12 protein-coding genes are annotated in these 11,600 nt (G+C 42.9%); all 12 read right to left on the bottom strand.

What is annotated here, in order from left to right; genetic code table 11:
- Window positions 1-82: 82 nt before the first annotated feature.
- Window positions 83-796, bottom strand: a complete 714-nt coding sequence (locus WC955_03070; GenBank protein MFA5858029.1) for an energy transducer TonB — start codon at window positions 794-796, stop codon at window positions 83-85.
- Window positions 797-883: 87 nt separating this feature from the next.
- Window positions 884-1,615 carry a tetratricopeptide repeat protein gene (locus WC955_03065; protein MFA5858028.1) on the bottom strand — a complete coding sequence of 244 codons (732 nt, stop codon included), beginning with the start codon at window positions 1,613-1,615 and terminating at the stop codon, window positions 884-886.
- A 19-nt stretch (window positions 1,616-1,634) separates the two neighbouring features.
- A complete protein-coding gene (locus WC955_03060) occupies window positions 1,635-2,210 on the bottom strand; it encodes an OmpA family protein (protein ID MFA5858027.1) in 576 nt (191 codons plus the stop codon).
- A gap of 116 nt (window positions 2,211-2,326) precedes the next feature.
- A complete protein-coding gene (uvrA, locus tag WC955_03055) occupies window positions 2,327-5,140 on the bottom strand; it encodes an excinuclease ABC subunit UvrA (GenBank protein ID MFA5858026.1) in 2,814 nt (937 codons plus the stop codon).
- 21 nt (window positions 5,141-5,161) lie between these two features.
- Window positions 5,162-6,352: a DUF5009 domain-containing protein gene (locus WC955_03050; GenBank protein ID MFA5858025.1), complete on the bottom strand. Its 1,191-nt coding sequence runs from the start codon at window positions 6,350-6,352 to the stop codon at window positions 5,162-5,164.
- Window positions 6,353-6,362: 10 nt separating this feature from the next.
- On the bottom strand, window positions 6,363-7,187 hold the full coding sequence (locus WC955_03045; protein MFA5858024.1) for a FecR domain-containing protein: 825 nt from the start codon (window positions 7,185-7,187) through the stop codon (window positions 6,363-6,365).
- 131 nt (window positions 7,188-7,318) lie between these two features.
- On the bottom strand, window positions 7,319-7,981 hold the full coding sequence (locus WC955_03040; GenBank protein MFA5858023.1) for a Spy/CpxP family protein refolding chaperone: 663 nt from the start codon (window positions 7,979-7,981) through the stop codon (window positions 7,319-7,321).
- A gap of 49 nt (window positions 7,982-8,030) precedes the next feature.
- On the bottom strand, window positions 8,031-8,498 hold the full coding sequence (locus WC955_03035; protein MFA5858022.1) for a hypothetical protein: 468 nt from the start codon (window positions 8,496-8,498) through the stop codon (window positions 8,031-8,033).
- Window position 8,499: 1 nt separating this feature from the next.
- Window positions 8,500-9,108 (bottom strand): RNA polymerase sigma factor, encoded by a 609-nt coding sequence (locus WC955_03030; GenBank protein ID MFA5858021.1) that lies wholly within the window; start codon window positions 9,106-9,108, stop codon window positions 8,500-8,502.
- Window positions 9,109-9,144: 36 nt separating this feature from the next.
- On the bottom strand, window positions 9,145-10,137 hold the full coding sequence (gene mltG / locus WC955_03025) for an endolytic transglycosylase MltG (protein MFA5858020.1): 993 nt from the start codon (window positions 10,135-10,137) through the stop codon (window positions 9,145-9,147).
- Window positions 10,134-10,592, bottom strand: a complete 459-nt coding sequence (ruvX, locus tag WC955_03020) for a Holliday junction resolvase RuvX (protein MFA5858019.1) — start codon at window positions 10,590-10,592, stop codon at window positions 10,134-10,136. The genes mltG and ruvX overlap by 4 nt, the downstream gene beginning before the upstream one ends.
- A gap of 42 nt (window positions 10,593-10,634) precedes the next feature.
- Window positions 10,635-11,534, bottom strand: coding sequence for a polysaccharide deacetylase family protein (locus tag WC955_03015; GenBank protein MFA5858018.1), 900 nt, complete (start codon window positions 11,532-11,534; stop codon window positions 10,635-10,637).
- Window positions 11,535-11,600 lie beyond the last annotated feature (66 nt).

The following is an 11,600-nucleotide window of genomic DNA, read 5'->3' as shown; positions in this document are numbered from 1 at the left end:
AGCGCTGCGTAACGGTGATACGGTTCCCGAAATGATAACACACACAATACTTAGCATTGTTAGATACATTCTTACCATCATTTTACTTGAACCTCGTAAATACATAATACACCCTCAAATATTCTTCTTTATATCCTTCCGGCAACGGCGGTAACGGGTCAGAAAGTTTCACCGCGCGTAGTGCCGCTATATCAAACAACTGATCACCGCTTGACTTGTCAACTTTAACATCTTCAATCTTACCATCCCTGAGTATCCGGAACAAAATCAAAGTTTTCAGTACTTCATTATCACTTGTCCACCGCCAGTTAGTATCCACCTTTTGTTTTACCGCAACTAAGTAGTAGGAGTACGGAAACTTAGCGGCATCTACGGACAACCCAGTCCCCGCAGGGCCAGATACATTTTTTTGGAATGGACTAACATCCTGACCGGCATTCTTCATGTTTTTTGCAATATCATCGGTAACAATATTTTTTGGGAGGATAGCGTTTTTCCCCGCAGTACTATCTTTTTCTATACTCTTAAACCTGTTACTTTTAGGCATAATATTCTGAGGTTTAAAATCATTAAGATTAAACGCTAACCGTTGCCTGCGCGTACTTTTTTTATCTTTAACCAAAACATCATCCTTATTTACGGCCTTACTTTTCTGCACCTGTTTCTGGATAACAGCGGCCTCCGCTGCGGCTTTAGCAGCCGCTTCCGCAGCCAGTTCTTCCGCTGACGGAGGTAAACTTACCCTCACAACTTCAATGATCCCAGGTGTGCGCAGGAAAACTTTTTTTGTACTCATTGATGTCATCCAGAAAAGGCATAAGTGCAGGAGTACTGAGATCAATACCGGTATTTTTAAATCAGATACCATATGTTATTGTTTTTATCAGTCCTGTTTTTTGGAAGGAGATGATTTTGTTAACTCGTACAACCTCTCCTTCGCTTGTTTCCCTTCAGGCGTTTCCGGAGCGTTAATACTTAACTGCTCCCAAATTTCCTGTGCTTCAGGTATGCGGTTAATTTGTTTCAATACCAAGGCTTTACGATACAGCGCAGCAAATGTTTTCTCACCTCTGGGATTTGCTTTGACATACCTATCATATGAAGCAACAGCGTTCTCATATAACTTCTTCGCAAATAAACATTCTGACAGGTAATACTGCCCATCCGCTGCAATTTTTGTATTAGGGTACTTGGCAATCAAATTTTCAAACCCCAGGATTGCGAGGTCATACTTCCCCGCGAAATAATCGCTGTACGCCATCTGGTATAACTCCGTCGGGGTAACTTCTTTACCGGAAGGATTCACCGGTGTAGGAAGGTTCTGCCGGATATCCTTCAACCGTGAACCCATAACAGCATCAAAATCATCGAATTTATTAAGCATAATATTGATATACCGCTTATTCTCGTCAAGATGCTCATTCAGAGTTTCAATTGTCTGGCTCAACCCTTTAATATCTGATGACAACGACGCCTGGTTTTTTCGTAAGACAGAAAGTTCACGCTGAAGTTCAGATATAGAAGCGTTTAACCCGTCAATATCCTTACGTGTAGCTATACACCCGGGTAAAACAAGGATAGATAAAACCAGGATTCCTGTAAAACGTAGGTTCATGTATTTAATTCCCGTCACTTCACTTTTTCTGGAGTTTAGTAACAGCACGGCGGTTTTGCGCGCCAAGTTCAGAATCACCGTTCACGCATGCACCGGGATGCAACAACATTTCTTCGCCATACGATATTGTAGCGATCCGCGCAGGATCAATACCCAGTTGAGCGTAGTACTCACGCAAAATTTTTGCGCGCCGCTGGCCAAGCCCGAGATTGTATTCCACAGTCCCGCACTCACAACTATGACCTTCAATCAGTATTGTTACGTCACCATTTTTTTTCAGGACTTCAGCGTTAGTTTCAACCACAGATTTCATATCGTCACGGACATCAAATTTATCGTAATCAAATATTACTGTTTTAAGGTTTTTAGCTTCATCCCATTCTTTCCCACGTATTTCGGGTTCTGCCGGCAGGTTATCTTCTGGTTGCTGAGTATCTTCAGTAATTGCTTGCTCAGTTGTACTGGGAGTTAACGGCGTAGTAACAACCACTTTTTCAGGTTCAAGCTTGACTACCGGCTTTTTTGGACAACCTAAAATATTTAATGTCAGAAAAACCATTGTTATTGCCATAAACAATAATTTCAATTTTTGCATAACTAAACCTCCCTAGCACAAAAAATAATTGTTCTCAATTTACTCCATATTTTAGCATATACACCCATTTATTACCACCTATTTCCAAACCTTTTATGAGTAAAAATGGCTATATATCATTTATCAAGAAATGTTTTTAGGTATGACCCGGTATATGACTTTGTGTTTTTAACAACAGCTTCCGGAGTTCCTTCTGCAACAACGAACCCTCCGCGGTGGCCACCTTCAGGCCCAAGGTCAATAATCCAATCCGCAGATTTTACAACTTCGAGGTTATGTTCTATGATCAACACCGTATTCCCGTTATCCACCAAACGCTGCAGTACATCCAACAGTTTTGCGACATCCGCAAAATGCAACCCTGTGGTTGGTTCATCAAGAATATACAACGTCTTACCCGTTGCACGGCGGCAAAGTTCACTTGCGAGTTTAACGCGCTGTGCTTCCCCACCGGATAACGTTGTTGCCGGCTGGCCAAGTTTTATGTATCCCAACCCAACATCAGAAATGGTCTTAAATACGCGCTGTACAAAATGTATATTCTCAAAAAACGTTACCGCCTCATCCACCGGCATCTCAAGAACGTCGTATATACTTTTTTCTTTATACCTCACCGCAAGAGTTTCCTCATTAAACCTCCGGCCCTGGCACACATCACACTTGACATATACGTCAGGAAGAAATTGCATCTCAATCTTTGTCATACCATCACCCTGGCATGCTTCACACCGCCCGCCTTTGACATTAAACGAAAACCGTCCCGGCTGATACCCCCGGCGTTTAGCTTCCGGTAACCTCGCAAAAATGTCGCGTATATGCGCAAACACGCCGGTGTACGTAACAGGATTTGACCTCGGTGTACGCCCGATCGGCGCCTGGTTGACAATGATTACCTTATCAATATTTTCTATACCTTTCACTGTGCGAACAGATCCCGGTTTTTCTTTTGAATGATACAACTCCTGTGCAAGTGATTTATACAAAATCTCATGTACTAACGTACTCTTACCCGACCCGGACACACCGGTCACGCATACGAACTTCCCTAACGGAATATTGGTATCAATATTTTTTAGGTTAAACTGTTTTGCTCCAATGATTTCGATTTTCTTACCATTACCTTCCCTACGGGCTGAGGGTAACGGAATTTTTAGGATTCCATTAAAATACTGTCCTGTAAGCGACGCTTCAACCTTCCTTATTTGCTCCAAGGTACCTTGTGCGATAACTTCACCGCCATTGGATCCCGCCCCGGGACCAAGGTCAATCACCCAGTCCGCTTTACGGATAACATTTTCATCGTGTTCCACAACTAAGACGGTATTACCGATATCCCTGAGTTTAGTCATGGTATCCACCAACCGGTGATTATCCCGCGCGTGCAGCCCGATTGTAGGTTCATCAAGGACGTACAGGACCCCGACTAATCCTGACCCGATTTGTGTCGCTAAATGAATCCTTGCTGCCTCACCACCGGATAATGTCATTGTATTTCTCCCGATGGTAAGATAATCCAGCCCGACATCCAACAGAAACTTAACCCGCGCATTAATTTCTTTCAGAACCTGATACGCGATCTTTTGTTCCCGCTGGGTAAGGTTGAGATTACCAAAAAACTCAGCTGCCTGTGTGATGCTCATAGCCGTAACTTCCACAACATTTTTCCCGCCGACCGTCACCGCCAAGACTTCAGGTTTCAACCTCCCGCCGTTACACACCGGGCATATATGTGAACGTATATACTTCCCAAATATTTCTTCTTTCACAAACTCAGATTCTGTCTCGCGGTAACGGCGGTCAAGATTATTAATCACACCTTCATAATCACCGTCACCGTATAACAATATATTTTGTTCTTCCTTACTCAACTCCTTAAACGGTTTATCAAGGTCAATCCCGTGGCGTTGCGATACGCCAGTAAGGATTTCATTGTAATACCCCGTCCACGCGCCTTTCCAACGGTTACGCCGGGTAGTGATAGGATTTCTCCAGGGTAACACCGCACCGGTGTTCACTGATAAACTTTTATCCGGTACCACAAGGTCAGGGTCAACCTCAATTTTTGTCCCTAACCCTGTGCATTCAGGACACGCACCGTAGGGTGCGTTAAACGAAAATAACCGCGGGGATATTTCCGGTAAACTTATCCCGCAGGTGACACACGAATGGTGTTCACTAAAATACTTTAGTTCATCCTTACTCCCGCTATTCCGCGTTACCGCCACAGCCATAACACCCTGGCCCATCTTTAACGCGGTTTCCACTGAATCCGCTACGCGTTCCCGTGTTTCCTTATTATCCTCCGGCACTACGCGGTCAACCACGAGTTCAATATCATGCCGCTGCATCTTGTTAAGTTTAATCTCTTCTTCCAACCCATACACTTTCCCATCTATTCTAATTCGCGCATAACCTTCACGCTGTAACCGTGTAAACAATTCGCGGTACTCACCTTTTCTTCCCCGGACAAGAGGAGCAAGAATTTGGAGTTTAACCCCGGCACCCATACTTAGAAGAGTATCAACAATCTGTTGCACGGTTTGCGGTTCAATCACACGCCCGCAGGCCGGGCAATGCGGCTTCCCTACCCGAGCGTATAATAACCGGAGATAATCATATATTTCGGTAACCGTCCCGACAGTAGACCGAGGATTATACGACGGTGCGCGTTGCTGGATTGCAATCGCAGGAGACAATCCCTCAACAAAATCAACATCTGGTTTGTCAAGTAACTGCAAAAACTGACGAGCATAAGCGGATAATGATTCTACATACCTTCTCTGACCTTCGGCATATATAGTATCAAATGCAAGAGTAGACTTCCCTGAACCGGACAAACCAGTCACAACGACTAGTTTATTCCTTGGGATATCAATATCGATATTTTTAAGATTATGTTCCCGCGCACCGCGGATACGTATGAATTCCATGAATTGAACTTTTTTTAGGGATTACACCTTAATAAATATTTTGCGGTCATATAATAACTTCATCAACCCAATCCATACCGCAACGTTAAGAAGCGCCCAGACTAGCGACCCGAAATGATTACCCGCCCAGGGTACCAACAAAGTTTTATATATAACAGTGTTAAGCCCTACCGGATCCTTTCCAGCTTCCAGCGGAAGTTTAATAAAATAGATAAACACCCGCGCAAGTAAGCCTGACCCGACAAACGCAGTGATTGCATTAGTCCCAAGCCATACCATCGGCATAACGCCAAACCGAAATTTTTTTACATCCACAAGGTAATAGCTCATCGCGAGGAATACCATAGCCATTCCCGACATCAACACAGCATATGACGGTGTCCACAACTGTTTGTTTATCGGGATGAACAACCCTAATACAGCACCAAAAACTATGAAAACATTACCGTTAATAAATAACCGTAACGTCTTATCTTCCGCACTATCCTTACTGCGCAACCACTGCCCTGTGAAGTATCCAAACATCGTCGTCGCGATTGCCGGTAATGTACTCCAAAACCCTTCCGGGTCAAAATACAAATTTTTCACTGCATTTTTTATATAAAGATGCGTCGGGCCAAACACTATCTTGTCAAGGTACCCGCAAACATTTCCCTGTAAACTAAAATCCCCGGCACCATATCCCGGGACGCAAATAAGCAGCATCCCAAGCCAGTACACTATCATTAACGCGCCAGTAACTATATACTGCCACTTTTCTTTTAATTTCAAGATAATCAACGACCCAAAGAAGAAACATAATGCTATCCTCTGCAGCACACCGGGGATACGCAGATTGACAAGATCAAACTTATCAAACAACACTTTATTCATTATTGCCCGGGGAAAAAACGCGAGGAATAACCCTAACCCGAACAATATCAATGACCGGGTGATAACTTTTTTGAACATATCCCAGAATTTATCACCTTTTTCCAAACGTTTAGCGAACGAGTACGCCATTGATGTCCCAACAATAAACAGAAAGAACGGAAAAATTAAATCCGTAGGTGTCCACCCGTTCCATTCCGCATGTTCCAACGGCGGATAAATATATGACCAACTACCCGGGTTATTAACCAAAATCATACCCGCAATAGTTAACCCCCTAAAAAAATCTAATGACAACAACCTCTCAGACGTTTTTGCAACGCCATTAGTGTTTTGGCTCATTGAAGACAACCTACCTCCTCTTATTATTCTTATCTTTCTTTACAGGAATTTCTTTTGATAACCTATCCTGTTGTTGCTTTGCTTTGTACTCAATGTATTCAGCATCAGTTTTCTTACGTTTTTCAATTATTGACCTCAACATTTTACGGTTAGACTGCGCAAATTGTTGGAATACCCCGATCTGCTGTTTATAAACCTTAAGATACGGCATTAACCCAACCGGCGCCTCAGGTTGTTTCCCCGCAAACACTGTGGCCTGATAATTAGTGAACACCCGGATAGGATGCATTTTTTTTGTTTTCCCGGTACTTACTACTGACCTAATTTCCGCCTCGCCATAAAACAAGCCAATTACCGTGGAATTACCTTTCTCCACGATAATTACCGCATGTGCTTCCTGCAGATTCATAACAGCTGCGGGTGTATAGACCACAGCGTTTGTCCGTGGCGCTTTCTCCAACCTCTCAACATTAACCAAAACCTTCCCTGTTACAACTTCAATATCCAACCTGTTTTGTTCAGGTGCATAATTTGCTTTTTTTATGATAACTCGCGTACTATTTTCAAGTTCCACCAATGTCCCGTCATAAAATAAAATATCTGCCTTACCATTATCTTCTGTCCGCACAATATCGCCTTCATCCAGTATCATATCCTTAGCTGCAGCAACGCCTTCGCTCTCAGCGCTATGGAATACCCGCACCGCGCCTTGAGTATCCATCAAAGTCGCACCCGTAAAACCTGTTACTTCAGATGAATATAAGACGTCGAACGGTAAAAGTGTTATTAAGTCAAGTAATAATATCAGAACTACAACTTTGCCGGTATAACGCATTTTTGTTATCCCCTCTTCAACAAGTAATTTTGTTTATATTATAAACAATTTTGGAGGTAAATGTAATCTACAAATAAATAACCCCCTGCGGTTGATTACTCAAACTCAAGGGGTTATTTTAGTAGAATCAATTATTTACTCTGAGGAACATTCTTTTTTTCATCTTCGTCATCGTCATCCATATCTTCACAACCATGCTGGCTGCCGCGGTTACCTTTCTTAAACTTCCCGTCTTTATTACAATCACCCATGCGGTTGGGCATCATATTACATCTCATCTGCTTCCGCATATCATTTATAATCTTCCGCTGTTCCGGAGTCAACACCTTCTTTGATTGCAGTAATGCACTGGTGGTAAGCTCCACCATCTGCCCGCGCAGTTTATGTAGTTCCTGTACTTTGGATAACACAGCTTTGTCATCGACATCCACCTTATCCATAAGTTCCTGAAGGTCTATCTCCGCGATCTGTACATCCGCACGGATTTTAACAACCTTTTTCTGAACATCGCGTTTAATAGATTCAATCTTACTCTTCTGATCTTCCGTAAGGTTAAGTTTCTTCCCTAACTTCTGCAAGTCCGGCCCAAACCCGCCTAATCCGTCACCCATACCAGCACCACCCTGTGGCATAATACCTTGTCCCGCACCGGCGCACCGCATTGCCGGCATTCCGCCGCTCATTCTGCCGCCATCCTGCCCACCGCATGGCATTGGTTCACTAAACGCAATACCTGTTGTTACCACACAAAACATAGCAGCTACTACTGCCGCTGACCACACATTTTTTTTCATACACACTTTTCTCCTTTTCTTTTTATATCCTGAAACCCCTGTATAAAGCTTACATATTCTCTAATATATTTGAATTAACCACGCTTTCATTCGCTATAGTGATATCTGTAGTTTCATAAAATTCTATTATTGACACTATCGCATGTTCATTAATACTTGGTTTGACATACAACCACTGCCCAACAATGACAACCGCCACTACCGCTGCTATACCGATAATCACTTTCGGGATCAGCCACTGGGGCAACATTTTGGCATTATCAATCTGGCTAGCTGTAGTTTTGTTGTAGATATCAATTATTTGCTGTGTCCAAAACGCTTCCGGCTTTGCTTCAATCTGCCGTGGTATCTCCAACTTAATATTCGTAACCAACTTCATTTTTTCGTACTCACTTTTACATGACCCGCATTTCTCAAGATGCGCCTTAACTGATTCAACAGCGCCCGATTCCAAGTCGCCATAACAATACCCCGTGAGGTCCAACAACACCTTTAAGCATTCACTCTTTTTTTTCATATTACTCATTCCCCACATACTTTTGTAACGCTTTCACCGCGCGGAAAAGATGCGCTTTGACCGTTCCTTCCGCCGTTTGTTGTATTACCGCGATCTCTGATATCTTCATTCCTTCCACATGCTTCAACACAAACGCTTCTCTTTGTTTTACCGGTAACCGCGCAATCGCGGCCTCAAGCTGCAGCTTCAGTAAAATATCGTGTTCATCATGCCCTGGTTTATCTTCGATTTTATCATCACCGTTACGCGGATATAACCCCGCTCCACGCAGCCTGTCAATGACAAACCTTTTTTTTAGGTACGTCCTGCATACATTAATCGTGATACTATAAAACCAAGTTTTAAACGCAGCATCCCCGCGATAATGTTCTATATTAAGATACAATTTCAAAAAACATTCCTGCGCTAAATCTTCCGCTGCATGAACATCATTCACTATGCGGTAGCAAAGGTGTAACACCTGTTTTTGGTACCTCTGTACCAGCAACTCAAATGCCTGGAGGTCACCGTGTTTACACGCCCGTGCAATCTGTTCATCCGTACTCCCGTTATCGTAAGCATATGCACCTGCATTTATATTCTTCACATCAGTACCATCACTGTTCTTCATAATCATTAGACACCTGTGTTAGTTGAAAAGTTTACATTACCGGGCTTCAATACTTCTTTTAATTCTCTTCTGTTCACGCTTATTCTTAAGATGTTCCTTAAAATCCCGGGAGTACACATGCGTACCCGAGCTATCCGCAACAAAGTACATTGCAGAACTTTCCGCGGGATACAACGCAGCTTTTATGGCAGAAATCCCGGGGTTACAGATCGGCCCCGGAGGTAAACCAATTTTTTTGTAGGTATTATACGGCGAGTTAATCTTAGTATCCTGAATCCCCAACCTTTGTTTCCATGGACCTGAAGGGTCAAAAAGTAATGCTATCGCGTACTGTACCGTCGCACAGGATTCCAAGTACATACGCTTCTTCAACCTGTTTTGGAACACAGCGGATACCATACCGCGGTCAATCTCCGTCCGTGCTTCTTTCTCAATCAATGACGCAAGGATCACTACTTGTGTACGCGTTAATCCCACAACCTTCTCTCTTGCCTGAAGTTTGGGGCCATACATTTTCTCAAACTGTTCAGTCATTGTTTTTACCACTAAAGCAGGCGAGGATTTGTGGATATCAAAAAAATATGTTTCCGGGAATAAGTACCCTTCCGCCTGTGACCGCATAACTTCTTCCACAAAATCCTTATACGCGACAACACCTTTCTCCTGAAGTTTACGCGCGATATGGTAACAGGTCATCCCTTCCGGGATCGTAATCTTAATCCGGTATGTGTCACCCTTAACAATTTTCTTTAATAACCCGTTCAAAGTTTGCCTCGGTGCAATATAATAAGTCCCGTTTTGAAGTTTACGGTCAGCACGTCGAAGTTTTATGAGGTCATAAAAAATCCCGCTATCCCGCACAACGCCCCCGTATTTCAGGACTGAAGAAATCTCATCTGCTGTACTGCCATCGGGAATATTTATGACAACAGTCTCGGTGTTCATTGTTATCATGTAATGGTTATAGAAAAAAAAGAGCGCTCCTAAGATACCGAGGACTGCTAATGCAATCACAACATTTTTGTTCATCTCTGCGTACCCAACTTCTTTCTTGAATCAAGATAATTTTGTAATAACACCGTAGCTGCGAGTTTATCAATCTTTTGTTTACGTTTTTCACGGGAAACATTTGCAGAAATCAACACTTTCTCCGCAGCAGAAGTTGTCAGCCACTCATCCCAAAAAACTACTTCCACATTAATTGCAGTTTTCACTTGTTCCGCAAATGCGCGGATAGTACCGGCAAGAGTTCCATCCCGCCCGTCAAGATGCCGGGGAAACCCGATAACTATCGCACTAACCTTTTGTGTTTCAACAATACTCTTTATACGCTCCACCACAACTTTATCACCTTCTGATGCAGATAACGCACTGTTTTTCTCTATAAGTTCCAGTGACTGCGCTATTGTTGCAGTATAATCGCTTACTGCCAGGCCAACACGTTTTGTGCCATAATCCACACCCAAAACTTTTTGTATATCCATAAAACACCTTATTAGAAAACTATTTATTTAATTTTTATCAACTTACTCTGCAGGCAGCAGCCACGGGGTGGATAAACACGTTTTTTGTGATAAATGCGCGGTATAAGAAAGCTTACCGCTCTTACCTGCATTTTTTGCAACATTATTCTTCTGATTTTTTTCTATCAATTCATCCACAGTGACAAACCGATACCCTTCACTTTTAAGTTTCCTTATAATTTCGGGTAACGCGGTAATCGTATTCTTCATCCCGGAATGCATCAGTATAATCCCGCCGTCATGCGCATTTTTGACTACGCGTTTTACTATGACCCCGGGTTTTGGTGATTCATGATCCCGCGGAAAAATTGTCCATAAAACAATTTTATAACCATACACCTCGCAGAACTTTAAAACATTAGAATTATAATTCCCACCCGGCGGACGGATAATATTAGTCCTTACCCCGCCGTAACTGGATAACAAATATTTTGTATAACTAAGCTCGTCATTCAGCTGTTCCGTATCTATCATATTAAGGTTAGGATGGCTGTAGGTATGGTTCGCCACCTGATGCCCGTCCTGTACCATCGCGCGTGTAATATTCGGATACAACTCAATCATCTGCCCAACAAGAAAAAAAGTTGCCTTAACCTTCTCACCGCGTAAAACTTCAAGAAGTTTATCCGTAAGTTCAGGATGCGGCCCATCATCAAAAGTTAATGCAATATATTTTACGGCAGCTATACTCTGTGCCGGGGTTTTAGGTATAAGTTTACCATCCGTTTTCTTCAAAACTGACGATACAGGTTTTGGAACGGTAATCACCGTTGCTGCAGCAGGTAACCTGCTCGGGTCAATGGAACTACACCGCGAGAACACTTCCACGCTGATTGACAACACAGCGGCTAATACTGTCAACAGTATTTCGTATCTTCTGGCAACGAAACGAAACCTAGCCATTTAATATACATTCCTTAGTACTATGTACCCGCCTATCTTATGCCTCCAAATTTTAGCATAAACTTC

Source organism: Elusimicrobiota bacterium (assembly GCA_041658405.1).
Classification (GTDB): Bacteria; Elusimicrobiota; UBA5214; order JBBAAG01; family JBBAAG01; genus JBBAAG01.
Note: the sequence above shows the minus strand (reverse complement) of the source record. Positions and strands in the feature narration are given on the sequence as shown.

What these genes read in the sequence shown, in the direction of transcription:
- ruvX (MFA5858019.1), bottom strand. Translation starts at nt 10,592, where the DNA reads ATGGATATACAAAAAGTTTTGGGTGTGGATTATGGCACAAAACGTGTT.
- WC955_03060 (MFA5858027.1), bottom strand. Translation starts at nt 2,210, where the DNA reads ATGCAAAAATTGAAATTATTGTTTATGGCAATAACAATGGTTTTTCTG.
- WC955_03030 (MFA5858021.1), bottom strand. Translation starts at nt 9,108, where the DNA reads ATGAAGAACAGTGATGGTACTGATGTGAAGAATATAAATGCAGGTGCA.
- WC955_03015 (MFA5858018.1), bottom strand. Translation starts at nt 11,534, where the DNA reads ATGGCTAGGTTTCGTTTCGTTGCCAGAAGATACGAAATACTGTTGACA.
- uvrA (MFA5858026.1), bottom strand. Translation starts at nt 5,140, where the DNA reads ATGGAATTCATACGTATCCGCGGTGCGCGGGAACATAATCTTAAAAAT.
- WC955_03050 (MFA5858025.1), bottom strand. Translation starts at nt 6,352, where the DNA reads ATGAGCCAAAACACTAATGGCGTTGCAAAAACGTCTGAGAGGTTGTTG.
- mltG (MFA5858020.1), bottom strand. Translation starts at nt 10,137, where the DNA reads ATGAACAAAAATGTTGTGATTGCATTAGCAGTCCTCGGTATCTTAGGA.
- WC955_03040 (MFA5858023.1), bottom strand. Translation starts at nt 7,981, where the DNA reads ATGAAAAAAAATGTGTGGTCAGCGGCAGTAGTAGCTGCTATGTTTTGT.
- WC955_03070 (MFA5858029.1), bottom strand. Translation starts at nt 796, where the DNA reads ATGAGTACAAAAAAAGTTTTCCTGCGCACACCTGGGATCATTGAAGTT.
- WC955_03035 (MFA5858022.1), bottom strand. Translation starts at nt 8,498, where the DNA reads ATGAAAAAAAAGAGTGAATGCTTAAAGGTGTTGTTGGACCTCACGGGG.
- WC955_03065 (MFA5858028.1), bottom strand. Translation starts at nt 1,615, where the DNA reads ATGAACCTACGTTTTACAGGAATCCTGGTTTTATCTATCCTTGTTTTA.
- WC955_03045 (MFA5858024.1), bottom strand. Translation starts at nt 7,187, where the DNA reads ATGCGTTATACCGGCAAAGTTGTAGTTCTGATATTATTACTTGACTTA.